This window comes from Ktedonosporobacter rubrisoli (genome assembly GCF_004208415.1).
Classification (GTDB): domain Bacteria; phylum Chloroflexota; class Ktedonobacteria; order Ktedonobacterales; family Ktedonobacteraceae; genus Ktedonosporobacter; species Ktedonosporobacter rubrisoli.
On record NZ_CP035758.1, the window covers coordinates 10300750 to 10318444 of the forward strand.

Sequence of the window (17695 nt, forward strand, 5' to 3'; positions counted from 1 at the left end):
CCTTTGTGAACGTGCCTTCTGGTTCTACACCCGACCCCTATTGGCGACCGCCACGGAACGAATGGAGCGAGCCGTCGCTAATTGGTTCGTTGATGATGATGTCACCGTTACGGATCTTGATGTTGTACAGGCAAGAAGGGTTGGTACAGACCCATGCCTTGTACTCGATGGAAGCTCCCTGGCTACCGAAATCCGAAAGCGGAACCAGATCACCTTCACTACATTTGCGACACCGGGGAAATGCGTTTTCCACGAAATCGCCTCCTTCCTTCTCTCTGGAGGATATATTCGCTTGCCTGCCTAACCAGGTCAATCAAGCGAGGCTTAGCGAGAAAGTAAGCCGAGGGGGAGCCTCCGCCGCTGCATCCGCATCCCCACAGCAGGTCTAACCCATGCCCTTCCTATCATACCACAACTCCTCTTCTCTGTCAGCAGGTAAGTGAAGAAATCTTCATTTTCTTTCGCAAATGCTCCAGTGCGATTCACTTACTCTGGCTGCCATTCGTAGAAACAATAGGGCAAACGACTGCTGCTTAATTCCCTGGAAGACAATGTGCTGGCAACAGCACCGTCTGTGGATGGATCGATGTCCTGTTGCTTCTTACATTCAGCATAGCAGGTGTTACAACTCAAGTCAAGTATTCGTATCCTTTGATTTATGCAATTGGTCAATGCTTGCAGGATAATAGCGGCTGTGCAAAATTCCCCACACATGGAAATCTCTTCATCTACAGCCAACTTTTCCTGGCCTTTTTGGCCACTTTTCTTACATTTCTTTTCATCTTCTTGACTCTTATATGCCCTCCGCTAATGTGAGCAATTGGCTGTTTCGGTCCCTGCTCTCTGTCTCTTGTGCCCGCATGCTTGCAGGAAAAATCGTAGCTCTCCTGCTCGCGCATATGCCTGCTGCCGGTCTGCCTGCGTGAGCCATGTTCGGTGAAAAAAAGTGAGCACCCGCCGTTTGGGCACACTTCTTGCTAAGAAGAATAGTAGAAAAGTATTTGCGATCTATTTTGACTATCTTGGGAATTATCCCTGAAGTAGTTAATGTAAAGTGTGAAAGAAGGAGTGTTGGTTCATGGGGGCTAGAAGAAATAGTAAAGTAGCTGGTAGTGTAGAGCAGGGTGTACTTGTGGCAACGAGAGGGAGAAAGTCGCGGGCGACAGAGGAGCAATTTGAAGAAAATGAGGCGGGCTTGGAGCAGGGATTTGCTGATGAGGCCGAGCTTGAGCTTGAGGAGGAAGTGGATCAGCGCGGAGCTATTGATGATTCGGTGAAACAGTATCTCAAAGAGATTGGGACTTATCCCTTGCTGACCGCTGAGCAGGAGTTGGAACTGGCAGAGCGCATATCCCGTGGCGATGCCAGCGCACGGCAAAAGCTGATTGAGGCTAATCTGCGCCTGGTCGTCAGTATTGCTAAGCGCTATTCTAATCAGGGCTTGCCACTCCTTGACCTGATTCAGGAAGGCAATATTGGCCTGATGCGCGCTACACAAAAATTTGATTACAAGCGCGGCTTTCGTTTCAGTACTTACGCTACCTGGTGGATACGCCAGGCGATTAGTCGTTCGATTGCTGAATATTCGCGCAGCATTCATATTCCTGTGCATGTTATGGAACTTATTTATAAGATCAAGCGTATTGCTCGCCGTCTCTATCAAGAGCAGGGAGTAGAGCCTTTGCCCGAGCAACTGGCCGCTGAAGTCGGACTCTCCAGGGAGCGCGTCATTGAGTTGCTCAATGTGTCGGATCAGCCAGTCTCGCTCGATGCGCCCATGGCCGATGATGAGGAATATCACCTGGCCGATGTGCTAGAGGATTTTAGCATGGTGCCTACGGAAAACCATGCAGCTCAGCAGTTGCAGCGGGAGCATATTGAAAAGGCTATGACAGTGCTAAATCCTCGTGAGCGGACGATTATCGAGATGCGTTACGGTTTAAATGATGGTCATTCGCTATCTCTGGATGAGGTTAGCGTGTTATTCCATCTAACGCGCGAACGTATCCGCCAGATTGAGGTGAAAGCGCTCCGTAAGCTTCGCTATCCTGAGCGCTACGATGGGATGAGAGATCTTGTGCGAGCCTAGATGGAGCCCATACGCTACGAAACCACGGAAAAGCCCTCATTCTGGCAAATGGCAAAGCTACGCTTGCGGCGGGAAGAGACGTATCTTTCTCGCTCTGCCGCAAGCCTGCTAAGCCAGGCTAGAGCCCCAGAAGCATCAGAGCATTGCCTGAAAGGCTGGAGGGCTCTATAGTATACAATCAGTGATTACGCTTCATCCGCTGTAATGACGCCTCCCGCTTGCTCTTGTAAGTAAGCGAAGATGAAAGGATCAACATCCCCATCGAGATAGCCTTCGGTATCGCTAGTCTCGTGATTTGTGCGATGATCCTTGACGATATTATAGGGATGTACGATTACTGAGCGAATCTGCGTACCGAAGTCGGCCTGCACATGCTTGCCCTTGAGTCGCGCGGTCTCCTCTTCGCGCTTTTTTTGCTCCAGCTCATAGAGGCGCGCTTTGAGCAATTTCAAAGCAACCTCGCGATTCTGGATCTGTGAGCGTTCATTCTGGCAGGTAACGACGATCCCTGTGGGGATATGGCGCATGCGCACGGCTGAATCCGTCTTATTGACGTGCTGGCCACCCGCACCTGTCGAGCGGTAGGTGTCTACGTCGAGGTCCTCAGGACGGATAGTGATCTCAATGGTGTCCTCGACATCGGGCAGTACCTCAACCTTGGCAAAAGATGTATGCCGGCGGTGGGCTGCGTCAAATGGCGAGAGACGAATGAGCCTGTGGGTTCCAGCCTCCGAGCGCAGGTAGCCATAGGCATAGCGCCCGGTTATCTCAATCGTTGTACTTTTCAGCCCTGCCTCGTCTCCCTCGCTGTATTCGTAGATCTCGGTACGGAAACGATGGCGTTCGGCCCAGCGCAGATACATGCGTTGCAACATTTGGGCCCAGTCTTGAGCATCGACGCCGCCGCTGCCCGCATGGATACTGATGATGGCGTTTTTCTCATCATGTTCTCCGCTGAGCATCAAGGCGAACTGCAATCTCTCGATTTGCTGCTCGATAGGCGGTATCGCTTGCGCTACCTCGGCTTGCATTTCTTCGTCTGGCTCCTCCTCCAATAATTGCGCCAGACCTTGGAGATCGTTGAGTTGTGTCGCGATCCCCTGCCAGGTAGAGACTTCTTCGCGCAAGGCGGTTAGCTGCTGCATGTGGGTCTGGGCCTTACGATTATCGGACCAGAAATCCGCAGCCATGCTTTCTTCTTCAAGTTTATTGATTTGTTTAGCCTTGTTGGCCAGGTCAAAGACGCACCATAGTTTTCTCGACGCGTCTTTGTTGGCGTTCGATTTGATTTGTGAGGTCATTCATAGCAGTTATTTTAACATGCTTTCTAGTCAGTTGTCATATCCAAATTTTCTCAGTGCGCAGATGAGGTTTTCAGGCACCTGAGCTGTCTTCTCGGCTTGCTTAGCCCAGTATAAGGTGAGTAAGGAGCAAATGTCCTGGTTGGTTGCTGCCAGCTCCTGGTGTGTCTTCAATAAGGAGCAAGCCCGGCTGGTCAGCAATCGTGGTTGTATAAGGGATAATCCCTGTAAAATTTCCGTTGGCTTGCACGCCTGGCGCTCCGTTATTGAGGACATGCAGCGGTGTAAGCGTATGCGTAAAGAGCTGTATGCTCATCTGGCCTGCCGGCTGGCTCATTGCTCCTTTAAGCGTTATGGGCGAGTCTGCGGGAAGCGGCAGAGCCGCTTTATCGAGGAGAATACCAGCTGTCTGGGCATCCGTCACAAACCATAATCCCTGCCTGCCGTGTTGTATGAGGCGCTCAAGGGTAACCCTCACCTTCATCTGCAGCTCGGGTTGGAAAAGGAAAACGTGCGCTATGCTGCCGTTATTATCCTGTACTCTATCCTGTGGATCGTGGCCGGGCCAATGGAAGATGTCTTTTGCCATCTGCTCTGCCGTGATAAGCGGGTCGGACCAGGGAAGATTTTGTCCATTATTGGCCTGATCTTGTAATGCTTCGGCCTCGCTTCGGCTGAGCACAGGGTAAAGGCCGGGGAACTCTGTTTGTATGAACATACCATTATGCCAGATGTATTCCCGATAGATGTTCTGTTGGAGCGGTTGCATAAGCACTTCTTCTGACTGGGGAAGTGTGGTATCGAGCTGGCTAATACTCAGAGTATGGGCCTGGCTCATGCTGGCTGAACCTTGTATTAAGCCTTGCATCTTAAAGAGCAGGGTGAGGGCTGTTTTACTCTGCTGGGTGTTGCAGCCATAGACATAGACATCTAAGCGCTGTTGTGGACCTTTGTCGGTCACCTGGACCAGGACCGATGGAGTTGCTCCTGTGATCTCATTGATAAACTGTATACCACTTATCTCTTGATCCTGGGGATGGAATTGCACAATATGCGAGTAGTCGGTGGTGCGCAGCAAACTGGTGCAGTTGACGGTTTGGGCCGGGTGCGTAGCTGTGTGGGCTGCTGCGATAAAGTGGATCAAGGCGATAAGGGCCAGGATCGAAAAAAGAATGGTGAGCGGTCTGGGTTTCTGGCGCTTGTTGTCCCTGGGTAGATGAGGAGGATTTTCCTTCTGCAGAATAATTTTTCCTGGTGTTTTGGTTATACCTGGCATAGCCGCTGTTTCATCCCTTTCCATATACAGAGCTTGTTCTCTTCTCATTCTACAGAAGGGGATGAAACAAATTTGGCTTGACCTAAGACCCTGAGCTGAGCTGACCCTCTTCGATTTTCCAGGTACCATTATTCTGCTGGGCCACGATATAATTGCCTGTATAGATTGTTTGCTTGAGCCCTCCTGAGGGGGCTTTTTCTGAGGCCTGAATGGTCACTGGAACCTTGACTGTCCCATCTGTCTGGGTGGTAATAGTTCCAAATGTCACTGTATCTTCTCGGGTATTTTTATAGCCATTGCGAAAATCGGCAAAGCTCTGCTGCGTTTTGGCCGTATCGCTGAGCAAATTGTAGGCGCTGCGATAATTATGCTGATTGATAAAGGCGTAGTATTGTTCAATGACCTGTTTGGCCTGCGGCGGGGCGGTAGCTTCAACGGTTGGTGACGCTGCAGGCGTTGGGCTTATTGTGATGGTGGGTGTGTTGGCGTTATTGTTATCTGGCTGGGTACCATTATTGCCGATAGCGCTGTTATTAGATGGGCTATTGCCAATAATGCCCTGCTGACGCAAAACAAACCAGCCCATCGTACCAAGAATCAGCACAAGCCCGAGCAAGATAAGAACCAGTGCCGTTGAGCGGCCTTTACGAGAAGGCGGCTCCTGGTACTGCATAGGCGCTGCCTGATACGGATCGGCTGGCGCTGGATAGTTTGGCATGGCTGGCGGATAAGCGGGATAGCCTGCTTGAGATGCATAGTCACCCTCCATGTTCTGATATCTCGGGTTGGCCGGTGGCATGCCGGTAGCATAGTTTGTTCTATCTATGCTGCTGGTAGCTCCAAACGCCTCCTGCGGATTATAAGCTTGAGCGTTATTCTCGGGCCCGGGACGCAGTACCAACTTTTGTTGCCCTGAAGGAAAGGTGTTTGTTGGGTACGCTGGAGTCTGTGAAGCTGGCTTACGCACGAGCAGCGATGGTGAGGCTGTTGTTGGTGCATTGGGTGCATTATCTGGATCAATCAGATGAGGGTCAGTCAGCTCAGATTCTATGCTTGTGCCACACCGGGGGCAGCGCGTTTGACCAGAAGCTAATTGTAAACCGCATTGACCACAGAAAACCATACAAACTCCTTTCGGATCTCAGGCGGCTCGCTGAGGATAAATAAGTCAGTTGTTTTCATAATGAAAGATAAGACATTATATAACGCTGCTACTAGAGATAATAGAATATAGATTTGAGTATACAGTTTTAATACCTCATTGCTTAAATTCCTTTATGTTTTCTTGCTTTAGCTGACTCTGTTGTCTGTGCAGGCAATGCTTGCTCCCTGGCTGGATCGGCATCTGTTATGTTTGCGTGTAAGACAGTTTGTATCACATCGTCCATATGTTCTACCGGCACAAATTGCAGGACTTTGATAATTTCTTGCGGAACATCTTCTAGATCTCTTATATTACGTTTCGGCAGGATAAAAGTTTTGATCCCGGCTCGATGGGCAGCCAGAACTTTTTCTTTAATGCCCCCTACAGGTAAGACGCGGCCACGCAGCGTAATCTCTCCAGTCATAGCGACATCGCGGCGCGTTGAACGCTTGCTTAAGGCCGAAATCAGCGCTGTGGCCATGGTGATGCCTGCTGATGGGCCATCCTTGGGGGTTGCTCCTGCCGGTAAATGGAGATGAAAGTCATATTTTTCATAAAAGCGTTTTTCTAGTCCAAAGTGTGCGGCGCGTGAGCGAGCGTAGGAGAGAGCAGCCTGAGCCGATTCCTTCATGACGTCGCCGAGTTGTCCGGTGAGATGCAGGCGACCGCGCCCTTCTAACAAAAGCGCCTCGACAGTGATAAGATCTCCTCCGGCACTTGTCCAGGCTACGCCAGTAGCTATGCCGGCTTCGTCTTTTTCTTCTGCTACTGTGTAGTAATGCCGCTGAGGGCCGAGATATTCAGGAATTTTGCTGGCGTTTATGCGCGTCTTGGCACGCCTTCCTTCAGCAACCTTGCGGACGACTTTGCGTAGAATTGTGGCCAGCTCGCGCTCTAGATTGCGCACGCCTGCTTCATAAGTATATTCGCGGATAATGCGGTAGATGGCTTCATCGTTTATCTCGATATGGGTGGGTTTCAGGCCATGCTCCGCGAGTTGTCTGGGCAACAGAAATTGGCGCGCAATGTGTAATTTTTCTTCTTCCGTATAGCCTGGTAGCTCGATGATCTCCAGACGGTCGCGTAAGGCCTCTGGGATGGGATGTAAAATATTGGCTGTCGTAAGAAAGATGGCATGCGAGAGATCGTAAGGGACCTCTAAATAGTGATCGGAAAAGCTATTATTTTGTTCTGGATCTAGCACTTCCAGGAGCGCGGCCGCAGGATCGCCTCGAAAGCTGGTGCCGATTTTATCTATCTCGTCAAGGACGAAGAGAGGATTGATTGTGCCAGCGCGCTTCATTGTTTGAATGATGCGCCCTGGTAGCGCGCCGACGTAGGTGCGACGATGGCCACGAATCTCGGCCTCATCCTGGACGCCTCCTAGCGAGAGGCGCACAAATTTGCGGTTGAGAGCCTGGGCAATTGAGCGTCCCAGCGAGGTTTTACCCACTCCTGGAGGCCCTACCAGGCACAGAATCGGGCTGCGCATGCTACATGAGAGTTTGCGCACGGCAATATATTCAAGAATGCGCTCTTTTACTTTGTTTAGTCCATAATGATTTTCATCAAGGATGATCTCAGCTTCCTTGAGATTTAGCCTGTCGGGAGTAGCTTTCTGCCAGGGCAAGCTGGTAAGCCAGTCTAGATAGGTGCGAATGATGGAGCTATCGGGCGCAATAGATGGCATCGCGTTAAGGCGATTGAGCTCTTTTGTGGCGCGTGTTTTGATAGCTTCTGGCATGCCACTTGTATGGATCTTTGTGCGCAGTTCTTCGTTTTCCAGGAGCCCGCTATCTCCCTCGCCAAGTTCCCTCTGAATAATTTTGAGTTGTTCACGCAAGAAATATTCGCGTTGATGTTTGTCAAGCTCTTGTTGCACCTGACTTTGAATCTGGTGTTCCAGCTCAAGAATGTCCAGTTCTTTAGCCAGGAGAATATTGACCTGTTGCAGACGTTGTTCGATATCGAAAGTTTCTAGAAATCGCTGGCGAACGGCGGTGGGAGAGTCAAGAGAGGAAATAATGAAGTCTGCCATCGCGCCAAGGTGGTCGATGTTCATGGCTGTGATGTAGACTTCTTCAGAGAGCTCATTGCTCAGTTTGATACATTTCTCGAAGAGGGCAAGGGCCGCACGTTTTAAGGCTTCAAGGGCTAAAGTGGATTCTACTTCGTCCTCAATGATTTCGGTCAGCGCACGTATAAAGGGCGTGTGCTGAGTGAGCTGGAGCCGACGCAGGCGACGTTGCCCACGAATGAGGATGCTCAAAGTGCCATCCGGCATTTTGAGGACGCGATCAATAAAGCCTTCTACGCCGACTGTGTAGAGGTCGTCAACTCCAGGCTCTTCTAAATCTTCTTTCAGCTGGGTGACGACGAATAAGGCCTGGTTTTTGCCTGTAGCTTCTTCAATGGCCTTGATGGACTGGTCGCGTCCTACCAGAAGCGGCACTGTAGCGTTTGGTAGCAGGACGGTATTGCGAACGGGTAACAGAGGTAGCTCCAGGACTTCTCTCTGCTTCTCCTTGGAGCCATTAAGCTCATCGTTTGCCACTTGCTTGCTATGAAGCTGTTCTGGAGTTGCAACCTTGGTAATTTCATCCATAGATTATTCCACCTGTGGGACCTCCGCCTTCTGGCGAGGGTACTTGACAAGTTAAATTATCGCCCTCTCAATAGAAATGAGTTAATTCGTGCGCCCCATTATAACGTACCGCCTATGGTGAGGCAATGAAATGCCGATTTGTGCTAAATCTAATGGTACATTTGCGAGCGGGAGGGCCTGCTAGCCTGTTAAGCGTGTGCATTTGATGTGCATAAGCCTTGACCTATGAAATAAGGGGTTACAGGAGTCTGGCCATATAATACTCATCCACATATGCATTCTTCACGCGTAGAGCGTGCTTTCTTATGCCCTCTATCTCAAATCCACATTTTTTATAGAGTGTGAGCGCTGCCTGATTGTGTACCATAACCGTGAGTTCTAAACGATGAAAATTGTTAAGGCGTGACCAGCTTTCCAGGACTTCGAAGAGCCGCGTGCCAAACCCTTGACCTGTATATGCTTGCAAAATGCCAATAACGATATAGGCAGTATGCGTATTCCGCTTAAAATTCCCACCGCTAGCTTCCAGGTAACCGATAAGCTTTCCGGCCTCTTCTGCCACGAAGATCATCTGTCTTCCCCGGGTTAAGATCTGGGCAATTTGCTCACGTTGTTGGGGAAGCGTGGTTTCTCGCTCCCCCGGCTCAAGTAACATGTAGGTAGTCTCTTGATCGAGTTGTTGACGCAGTTGTAAGAATTGCTCTGCGTCTTCCTGCTGTATGTTTCTGATCAGCATCTGTAAGTCCATTCTCAGCCAATCCTGGGCGGATTTCCTGTAGAGCGCGCTTTTATATAGTACGCTTTTTACCCTCTTACCTCTCTCGTTTCAGTGCGCACTCAAGAGAAAAAGCTCTACACAGGGAAAGGAGGCGCATGGGCCTGCGCGCTTCCCTCACCTAGTATAGAGCTTGCCATAATTTGCGTCTATGATCTGTATCACAATTGTTGAGGAGAGGACGCTTGCGGCTGGAGCTTAAAGGAAGCGACGGCCTCCGCTAACGGATAGAAGCTGACCCGAGAGCCAGCGCGCCTGTTCCGAAGCTAAGAAGACGATGACATCGGCTATATCCTCCGGTTGCCCGACGCGGCGCAGCGGCGTCTCGGCCGCGATCACTTGCTCAGATTCCGGCGTGATCCAGCCGGTCTGGACTGGTCCAGGTGATATGATATTGACGGTGATCCCATAAGGGCCCAGTTCTACAGCGGCGGCGCGGCTATATGACTCGATGGCTGCTTTGCTGGCACCGTAGGAAATTTCGCCAGCAAAGCCAGGCGCACCATCGGTGCTGATGTTGATAATACGTCCCCAGTGGACTTTGCTAGTAATGCGCCGGCGCGCATATTCAGCCATCATCAGGGCCACGGCGCGGCTGTTTACTGCAAAGTGCTCATCGTGTCCGGCGGCGCTGATTGGCTGAGACGGGAAGCCATCGGGTGCCAGCGTCGTGGCCTCGGCTCCGGGAATGAAGGTATCTTGTTCGCAGTGATCAGCATTATTGACAAGTACATCTACCGGCCCAAAGAGTTTTTCTGCCTGTTCGAAGAGCAGAGGTATGGTGGCCGGATCAGCCAGGTCAGCCTCGATAGCCGAGCTGCGTCCACCGTGCTTACGAATAGAATGTACAACCTCATCAGCAGCTTTAGCTCTTATGGCATTATAAAAAGCTATTCCCGGCTCTTCGTCTGTTGTCGTGCTGCCTTGCGGTGAGGGCTCGCCTTGAGGAGGCAAGCGGAGGTAGTTGATGAGTATAGCGGCGCCCTCTGCGGCGAAGGCTCTGGCGGTTGCGGCACCGATGCCGTGATTGCCGCCGGTAATGAGCACAACTTTATCCTTGAGTCCTGACTGAATCATAATGTCTTTCTCCCATTGCAGAAATGTTTGTTAAAACTTACAAAGCTTATAGAGCGTGTAATATCTGGCAGGGCATCTTTGGGGTTGCAGGACATAGTATCGGGTGATAGTTGAAGCTGAAAAGCCGTGGATTAGTGAAATCTTGGAGTGGTAGCTATGACATGGGCCATCTTAGCGCTAAGTGAGTAGAAAAATGGACATGGCATAGGTAGCAAATTTGACACCAGGATACTATTATCAACAGATTACCCACCTCTTGACCTTGTGGGGGGTTAAGAGCATGGTCCCTGCGCGATAATACTATTATCTGGTAGTGCCACCCATATGAGTGCCATGTCTCCTTTACTATAGTGAAGTGTTGTGTATAACAAGTATAGAATAGCAAGCTCATAAAGTCAATGAGCGGGATGATTTTATGCTTTTTGAGAGTAGAGAACGAAGAAATAAAGCTATTTACTCCGGCTTTGGATCTGCTTTAAGCCATGTTTTTATGAGTAGTTATGTTATCCCGACAATAGTACTAGAGCTTTGCTGCTGAAGCATCCCAAACCCGACAAAGTGCTAGCGTGCCTGGTGGATCGAGTACTAAGGCTTTGCCAGAGAAAGGTAGCCTGTCATATAACAATAGTAATAGGACCTCTATTATGGAATTGATACTCAATAAAAGGAAGTAAAGGTAAAAGAGTGACAACTGAAAATACATATGCATATCGTATCGAGGGGGGCTATCCAGTTGTTGGGAAGATTGCTTGCCTGGGGGCAAAAAATTTTGTCATTAAAGCCATGGTTGCGGCTCTGTTAGGTGATACGCCAACTACGCTCACCAATGCGCCGGCGATTGGCGATGTAGATATTACTGCTGAATTGTTAACTTCTATTGGGGCAAAGGTGGAGCGGGTTGATAGCCAGCAGCTGGTGATAGATGCCTCAAGCATGGATACATCTACGGTTCCCACGCCACATTCAGGGAGTAATCGCGTGCCAATACTGTTGCTGAGTGCTCTATTGCATCGTTTTACCACAGTTTCAGTGCCTGTGGTTGGTGGGTGTAAAATAGGGGCTCGCGCAGTCGATTTTCATCTGCAGGCGATCCGCCGGTTTGGGGGCGTGGTAGACGAAACATCAGAGGGATATGTTGCGCGACGGGTAAAGTCGCTCAAAGGAACACATATTGATTTGCCCTATCCGAGCGTTGGAGCTACTGAGACCTGCTTATATCTCGGCGTGCTGGCCGAGGGCAGAACTGTCATTACGAATGCAGCCATAGAGCCTGAAGTTATGGAGCTGATTATGATGCTGCGCTCTATGGGGGCGATTATCTTTACCTCCTCGGGACGCGATATTCGCATCGAGGGTGTGAAGCAATTAAAGGGGACGCACATTCAGGCCCTTGGCGATCGGATAGAGGCGGCATCATGGGCTAGTTTAGCCTGTGCCTCAAACGGTGATGTGACTGTTTCCGGCATTCGTCCCGATACGCTTGGCAACTTCCTTTCTTATTTCCAGGAAATTGGCGGTGGAATAGAGCTCATGGGTGCGGAAAGTATTCGCTTCTTCCGCGCGCGTGACTTGCGTCCAGCCATTATTGAGACCGATGTCTATCCGGGCTTTTCCACTGATTGGCAGCAACCGTTTGCAATTTTGCTCACCCAGGCAGATGGCATTTCTATTATTCATGAGACTGTCTTTGAAAATCGCTTTGGCTATCTCAAGGCTCTAGATGCTCTGGGGGCCAGAACGCAGCTCACATCACATTGTCTTGGTGGGATACCCTGCCGCTTTCGCGATAAGAATTATGAGCATAGTGCGATTATTATCGGGCCAACACCCTTTACCGCTACCAGCGAGCCCATTACAATCCCGGATCTAAGGGCTGGCCTGGCCTATGTCATAGCCGCCGCTATTGCGCGTGGCACATCGATTATTACTGGCGTGGATTTTCTAGAGCGGGGATATGGCAATATTGTGCCTCGCCTAGCCTCTATGAATCTGAAGATTGAACGCATTGCTGGGAGCAGTCTCTAGATAAGAGTTGCGGGATGCAACCGCGAGATGGTGTCCAGAGAGGCCCATCTCGCGATCTGAATGGGGCTTGAATGGGTGGTTTGATATCATATCTGCTGGATGGTAAACAAGGTAAATCAGATTACTCGGTTGCACTCGACTTTACTGAATTGGCTGCCTGTTTCGTCGTGTCTGAGACGTCTTTCCCGGCTTTTTTCAGGGTGTCTGCAGTATCTTGCCCGGCTTGTTGGGCAATGTTGGCACTATCTGCGCCTGTCTGCTTTAAGCCAGAAGCAGTGTTCTGGGCAATGGTACCAAGGTTGCTTGCTGTGCTCTTGACCGTCGTGGCGGCCTGCTGAGCATAGTCTTTAAGATTGCTTGCGGTCTGCGCCATGCGATCAGAAACCTGCTGCGTATTCAGTTGTACGTTCTCAGGTAGATATCCCTGCATATCGCGTGCGCGCTCACTCAGGAGCTTGCGCAACTCTTCGCCTTTCATGGGGGCAAAGAGCAAACCCAGACCGGCTCCAACGAGCATCCCTTTCAGAAAACTATTCATCCGTAAGCATCCTTTCCTATCCCTAATCTATGCCTTTACTTATTGCATAGATGTTTTTACTGAAGCTCTCCAGTTATGGCACGAATAACATGCTTTAGAAGTTTCACATAAGTCTCCTAAAGGAGTATTATGCTCTGCTCTTCTATCATTATGAATGAGTACTGCAAATGTTGCGCCCAGAAATAGTGATTATTTTTGAGGATCGTTTGGCGCATAAGAATGAGTATGCGCTGTGCTCTGCTGGAAAATATGCTCTTCCCTGCCGACTGTTGAGTCTTGGGTAGTGGCGTGGACGTGTTAAAAACGAGTTGACTGGATTCAACTTGCTATATTCTCAGCAGGGAGGAAATCAATGGCCGTTACTCTCACGCAATTTGTTATCTGGGTTGTGATCGCTGCGGCTGTCGGACTGGTAGGCGAGGTAATCGCGGGGCGGCGGGCTCCCGCCGGTATCCTGGGGGCGATTATGGTCGGCTTATTCGCGATCTTCCTTATTGTGGGTTTTTTCCATTTCCACATCGTTGACGAGCCCATAGTGGCCGGCGTACCTTTGATCAGCACGATTATTGCGGCAATTGTTCTGGTGATTATATGGCATAACATAGCTTATCGGCGCTAGATGTATGTAGATTATTAATGAGGGAGACCCTATAAGGTGGCCAATGCTGGCCACCTTTTTTGATGGTGCGCTGGCTATTGAGGCTCCTGACCGCTCTTTTAGATACACATCTTAGTGCCCTATGTATAATCAAATAAAGCTACCCGCCCTACCGGTTCGGGGCCTGAAACTGACCAGGTAAATACTATGGAAGATTTATGTGAATGGGGGAATAAACTACTATATGCGCGATCATTTCTCCCTGTTTGTTACTCATTACATTTAGGTACGTCCCGAGAAATGAATAGTAGAGTATAAAAGTTAATGATTTTTGGAGTAATAAATGTCTTTGGGGCAAAAGAGAAACAATGAGCAAAAACGACAATTTGTGTTGCCTGGTCCCCAATTAGATCAAGCTGATCAAACTGTGGCATCAGACAGTAGTATACTGCAAACGGCTCCTCAAATCGTCCCAATGGGAAATCATTTTCAGCAGAATATCTCTCCGGTGGCACCGCCGGGGAACTATCAGCGGCCTATGCCTGCAGCTTTTCCAGCGAGACAAGCTACGCCGGCGGTAAGTGTGGCGGTAGCGCCAGCTAGAGCGGTTAAGCAGAGAAAGAAGCTTCTATCGCGAAAGAAGGTCCTGGGTTGTCTGCTCTCTCTATGTTGTGTTACAGCTCTGGCTGCGATTGTATTTTTTAGTCAGACTAATGGCCAGGGGGGAGCGTGGCTGGCCGATACCCTGCGCTCTATTGCTGGACCAACGATCACTGCTCAGATTGAATCCTGGTACCTGGGTTTATCGAATACGGCTCAGCAAGCTCAATATCAGCTTGGCAACAAGCAGGTCGCTGCCCCCTGGAAGACTAGCCAGAAGCCGACCGTAGTGGCGACTCAGCTACCTGAGCAGCACAAACAGGCACCCATTGAGGCCATGCCTATGAATACGATGCAGCCAGTAATTTCACCGCCTATCCCTGGCGAGGGCGTGTGGACACCATTAAGTATGGCTCCTGCCCCATATAGTTATTTGCCTCAAGATGCCCGCGCCTTTATTCGCCCTGATCCATCGCATCCATATGCCATTGTAACGCTATTGCAGTTTGATATGCGTTTTGCGCTTCTGCATATTGTGGCTGGTACCGTTGAACCAGGTGGGCCTCTAGGGCACCATGGTACCGGCGTTATTCCGGCGGCTGATCGACAGAGCGGCGCTTTGCTTGCAGCATTAAACGGAGGCTTTAAGTACGCGGATGGAAAATATGGTCTTGGCGTGAATGGTCGGACCTACGTGCCGGCAGTGCCTGGGGCTGCTACGATTGCCGTTACGAAGGAAGGAAAGTTGATCCTCGGGGCCTGGGGTAAGGACCCGCAGCTTCAGGATGGAAACCCAGACCTGGTGGCCTGGCGGCAAAACGCAGCCTTATTAATTGATGATGGTACGATAAATCCGCTTACCCAAGATGGTGCGGCCTGGGGTGGTACTATATTGAATAGAGCCTATACCTGGCGCTCTGGTCTGGGGATTACGGCAAGCGGCTCGTTGATCTATGCCGCAGGCGATGGGCTAACGGCTTTGACGCTGGGCCAGGCCTTGCGCGCGGCCGGGGCGGTAATGGCCATGCAGACAGATATCAATCCGTTCTGGGTACGAGCCTTCTTGTATGATTATAGTTCGAGTGGGAAGGTGATGGTTACCAAGCTCAACCCGGCGATGCAGGGAACAGGCTATGAATATCTCAATGGCACTGAGCGAGATTTCTTTTATCTCACACGTGTGTCACCGAAGGTACCCCCAACCCCTTCCGTACCCAACTATCCGCGCGAGTTGCCTCCATCTTGAGGCAGGAATGCGCATCTCGTATAGGTGATTTTGGATGTATGACGTCTGGAGAGGAGAAATATCCTCTCCAGCACTCAGGCTATAGCCCGTTTCGTGGTAGCAATATTAGGCTGAAAAGGGGTGTGAGGCAGATGAGCATGTTCATTAAGATGAATACTCCTTTTTGCGCTCCTTTTCTCTCCATTGGATAAGCCTTACCCGCGTGCAATGTCGGTTCTGCCATCTTCGCTCAAGGTGCTGATAAAGCGCTGGGCCTGTCTCCATTGTTTCCACTGGCCATTCTCAGGACCAATCTGATAGATCCTTCCAGGTGAATGCTTTCATCTGCAGCCTTCCTGGCTTGTGGTTTTCGCTTGTGGACCCATTCTACTAGTGAGGGATGGCGAGAATAAGAACAATGCGCCCTTTTTTGTCATCATTTTGTCACCTGGATAAGTCATGATGCTGCGGCTTTCCTTCAAATGATCGATCTGCTTGTCAATGCTGAGCGCTCAACGCATGTGAGAAGTGAAAGGCGAGAATATTTGTGTGGGGAGTTATGCTTTTATGTATAGAGCGGTCTGATTAGCCGGAAGGGCAGCATAGCAAGTTGTGCGTTGCGCTGCCTATTGTGGACATGGTATTCTGAGGACCAGTTCATCCAATCGCGAGAGTGGCGTGCATTTTAGGAAGTGGTTGTGTTTGCTAAGAGTTATATCAAAGCACGTATATTTTTATTATAGTGCAGTATTAAGCAGAAGAGGTTAAGTTATGGCAGAATCTCTTATGGAGCTAAGATATCGTTCGGCCCAATTTCGTATAGGTGTCTATGCCCTTATTTTTGCCGAAGGAAAAGTGCTTCTAGCCCTGCGCAGAGATATTGGTTGGTGGAATCTGCCGGGGGCGGAATGGAGAGCGGCGAGACAGTTGAGGAGGCGCTACGCCGGGAGGTGCTAGAGGAGACGGGATTACAGGTAGATGTCGAACAATTGGTAGGAGTTTACTCTAAACCACAGAAGCAAGAAGTTGTGCTCACATTTCGTTGCCGTATAGCTGGCGGCACGTTAACTGCGACCGAGGAATCGCAGGAATGTCGCTTCTTTGAGCCCGATGCTCTGCCTGCTAAGACCTTGCCCAAACATCGGCAACGTGTCGAGGATGCCTTACTCAATTCTCCTCAGGCCGTAATTCGTGATCAACGTAGCAGTACAGAGGAAGATCAGCGCCTCCCGCAGTGACGCCGAATAAAGCTAGCGAGAGGCTGAGCGTGGCCTGACTTTTATTCTGGCGCTTTGAGGGAGAGTAGTCTCCATATCCCTTGATCATCCTGCTCTACGATGGCTCGATAGCTTCTCAACACAAAGAGCTGGAAGCGAAAAGCCATAATTACTGTGTCTCCGCTATGAAGATGTCTTGTTTCTGGCACATGCAAGCTGCATTGATAGTCGATAAATTGGGCAGGTGGAAAGGCGACAGGAATTGCTTCTGTTTCCATAAGCTCCTCTACACTGCCACCAACGAGCGCGGATCTGGCATGGGCGCGCGCATAGAGCCCTCCACCATAGGCCAGAGCCTGACCGGAGGGTAACATGGCCGAGACCTCACTTACATAGATCGCCGCAGGCTCTTCTTCGCAGCGTCCAAGGCTTTGCTCTGGCGTTGTGCCTGTCAGGGCATGGCCCGGCTCGCCGTGCGTTGCGCCATATTTAGCGAGCAGCGGTAGAACGCTGAGCGATGTATTGCCCGGTGTATTAATTTGCTTCATCTCAAAACCGGCTTCCCGTAAGCGCTCGGCCGCTATAAGCAGCTCCTGTAGGTTGGAAGATGGGATATATTGCTCGTTATTTTCATCCCAGGTAAAGCAGGGATAGCTCGTTACCCCTGCGAGCTTAAGCCCTGGCAGGCTGGCAATGCGTCGGGCAATATCGGTGATCGTATCTGTCGCAAAGCCTCCTTCCTGGCCCGGAAAAAGTTGGCCCCCATTGATGCGTAGCAAGATCTGCTGGGTACGCTCTTGCGCCTGAGCTGCCTCGCTCACGGCTTTTGCGGCATCTAGATCAAGTAGGGTCCAGACCTCTGGCTGCCCCTTTGCCATAATGTGGGGTATGGAGTGAAAAGGAATAGGCACAAGATGCCCAACATGTTTGACTGGGACTCCCTGGGCAATCTGGGCTTCAGCTCCCATCCAATCGACCGCCACTGCCGCAGGGATCGCTGGCAGAATGGCCGAGATGAGCTGCTCATCATAGCCGATCTGCTTGGCCATAAAATAGAGCTGCAAGTTTAGCTCGCTAGCCTTCTGGGCAAGGCGCTCGGCGTTACGCCTGACGGCGCCACGGTCAATGACAAAGGTATTGGGAGGAATAGCCCCGGCGCGATGCAGTTCGGCGGCAAAACCGATAAGCTCTGGATTACGTTTTTTTACAGCGTTAAGAAACATCG

14 protein-coding genes are annotated in these 17695 nt (G+C 50.4%); 6 read left to right on the forward strand and 8 right to left on the reverse strand.

The genetic code is table 11. The features are described 5' to 3' along the window. Nucleotides 1-61: 61 nt before the first annotated feature. Together EPA93_RS49405 and EPA93_RS44065 are read left to right on the forward strand one after the other, a co-directional pair. On the forward strand, nucleotides 62-304 hold the full coding sequence (locus EPA93_RS49405) for a hypothetical protein (protein ID WP_207229364.1): 243 nt from the start codon (nucleotides 62-64) through the stop codon (nucleotides 302-304). Nucleotides 305-1078: 774 nt separating this feature from the next. Beyond that, entirely contained in the window at nucleotides 1079-2089 is a 1011-nt protein-coding gene (locus tag EPA93_RS44065; protein ID WP_129893646.1) for a sigma-70 family RNA polymerase sigma factor, read from the forward strand. 185 nt (nucleotides 2090-2274) lie between these two features. On the opposite strand, the gene prfB is transcribed toward EPA93_RS44065, so the two are convergent. From prfB to EPA93_RS44095, 6 genes are all read right to left on the reverse strand, one after another. Further along, nucleotides 2275-3394 (reverse strand): peptide chain release factor 2 gene (prfB, locus tag EPA93_RS44070; RefSeq protein ID WP_129893647.1). Its coding sequence is split into 2 segments (ribosomal slippage): nucleotides 2275-3327 and nucleotides 3329-3394, totalling 1119 coding nucleotides; the frame shifts between segments, so codons are not numbered across the junction. Between the two features lie 99 nt (nucleotides 3395-3493). After that, nucleotides 3494-4690, reverse strand: a complete 1197-nt coding sequence (locus EPA93_RS44075; protein WP_129893648.1) for a hypothetical protein — start codon at nucleotides 4688-4690, stop codon at nucleotides 3494-3496. A gap of 58 nt (nucleotides 4691-4748) precedes the next feature. After that, entirely contained in the window at nucleotides 4749-5789 is a 1041-nt protein-coding gene (locus tag EPA93_RS44080) for a hypothetical protein (protein WP_129893649.1), read from the reverse strand. 142 nt (nucleotides 5790-5931) lie between these two features. Beyond that, complete coding sequence (gene lon / locus EPA93_RS44085) at nucleotides 5932-8415, reverse strand: endopeptidase La (RefSeq protein ID WP_129893650.1); 2484 nt, start codon at nucleotides 8413-8415, stop codon at nucleotides 5932-5934. Nucleotides 8416-8653: 238 nt separating this feature from the next. Continuing rightward, nucleotides 8654-9163, reverse strand: a complete 510-nt coding sequence (locus EPA93_RS44090; RefSeq protein ID WP_207229365.1) for a GNAT family N-acetyltransferase — start codon at nucleotides 9161-9163, stop codon at nucleotides 8654-8656. 225 nt (nucleotides 9164-9388) lie between these two features. Beyond that, nucleotides 9389-10267 (reverse strand): SDR family NAD(P)-dependent oxidoreductase, encoded by an 879-nt coding sequence (locus EPA93_RS44095; RefSeq protein ID WP_129893651.1) that lies wholly within the window; start codon nucleotides 10265-10267, stop codon nucleotides 9389-9391. A 684-nt stretch (nucleotides 10268-10951) separates the two neighbouring features. Here EPA93_RS44095 and murA point away from each other — a divergent pair. After that, complete coding sequence (gene murA / locus EPA93_RS44100; RefSeq protein WP_207229366.1) at nucleotides 10952-12292, forward strand: UDP-N-acetylglucosamine 1-carboxyvinyltransferase; 1341 nt, start codon at nucleotides 10952-10954, stop codon at nucleotides 12290-12292. A 121-nt stretch (nucleotides 12293-12413) separates the two neighbouring features. On the opposite strand, the gene EPA93_RS44105 is transcribed toward murA, so the two are convergent. After that, complete coding sequence (locus EPA93_RS44105; RefSeq protein ID WP_129893652.1) at nucleotides 12414-12830, reverse strand: YtxH domain-containing protein; 417 nt, start codon at nucleotides 12828-12830, stop codon at nucleotides 12414-12416. Nucleotides 12831-13182: 352 nt separating this feature from the next. On the opposite strand from EPA93_RS44105, the gene EPA93_RS44110 reads away from it, so the two are divergent. The 3 genes from EPA93_RS44110 (at nucleotide 13183) to EPA93_RS44120 (ending at nucleotide 16491) form a co-directional block, all read left to right on the forward strand. Continuing rightward, nucleotides 13183-13449: a transglycosylase gene (locus EPA93_RS44110; protein WP_129893653.1), complete on the forward strand. Its 267-nt coding sequence runs from the start codon at nucleotides 13183-13185 to the stop codon at nucleotides 13447-13449. Nucleotides 13450-13771: 322 nt separating this feature from the next. Continuing rightward, nucleotides 13772-15274, forward strand: coding sequence for a phosphodiester glycosidase family protein (locus EPA93_RS44115; RefSeq protein WP_242527258.1), 1503 nt, complete (start codon nucleotides 13772-13774; stop codon nucleotides 15272-15274). A gap of 866 nt (nucleotides 15275-16140) precedes the next feature. After that, complete coding sequence (locus EPA93_RS44120; RefSeq protein WP_207229367.1) at nucleotides 16141-16491, forward strand: NUDIX hydrolase; 351 nt, start codon at nucleotides 16141-16143, stop codon at nucleotides 16489-16491. A 41-nt stretch (nucleotides 16492-16532) separates the two neighbouring features. On the opposite strand, the gene EPA93_RS44125 is transcribed toward EPA93_RS44120, so the two are convergent. After that, on the reverse strand, nucleotides 16533-17693 hold the full coding sequence (locus EPA93_RS44125) for an alanine racemase (RefSeq protein ID WP_129893654.1): 1161 nt from the start codon (nucleotides 17691-17693) through the stop codon (nucleotides 16533-16535). Between the last annotated feature and the right edge of the window lie 2 nt (nucleotides 17694-17695).

Coding starts and splice junctions, on each gene's coding strand:
- EPA93_RS49405 (WP_207229364.1), top strand. CDS start 62: ATGGAGCGAGCCGTCGCTAATTGGTTCGTTGATGATGATGTCACCGTT.
- EPA93_RS44065 (WP_129893646.1), top strand. CDS start 1,079: ATGGGGGCTAGAAGAAATAGTAAAGTAGCTGGTAGTGTAGAGCAGGGT.
- EPA93_RS44075 (WP_129893648.1), bottom strand. CDS start 4,690: ATGGAAAGGGATGAAACAGCGGCTATGCCAGGTATAACCAAAACACCA.
- EPA93_RS44080 (WP_129893649.1), bottom strand. CDS start 5,789: ATGGTTTTCTGTGGTCAATGCGGTTTACAATTAGCTTCTGGTCAAACG.
- lon (WP_129893650.1), bottom strand. CDS start 8,415: ATGGATGAAATTACCAAGGTTGCAACTCCAGAACAGCTTCATAGCAAG.
- EPA93_RS44090 (WP_207229365.1), bottom strand. CDS start 9,163: ATGGACTTACAGATGCTGATCAGAAACATACAGCAGGAAGACGCAGAG.
- EPA93_RS44095 (WP_129893651.1), bottom strand. CDS start 10,267: ATGATTCAGTCAGGACTCAAGGATAAAGTTGTGCTCATTACCGGCGGC.
- EPA93_RS44105 (WP_129893652.1), bottom strand. CDS start 12,830: ATGAATAGTTTTCTGAAAGGGATGCTCGTTGGAGCCGGTCTGGGTTTG.
- EPA93_RS44110 (WP_129893653.1), top strand. CDS start 13,183: ATGGCCGTTACTCTCACGCAATTTGTTATCTGGGTTGTGATCGCTGCG.
- EPA93_RS44115 (WP_242527258.1), top strand. CDS start 13,772: ATGTCTTTGGGGCAAAAGAGAAACAATGAGCAAAAACGACAATTTGTG.
- EPA93_RS44125 (WP_129893654.1), bottom strand. CDS start 17,693: ATGTTTCTTAACGCTGTAAAAAAACGTAATCCAGAGCTTATCGGTTTT.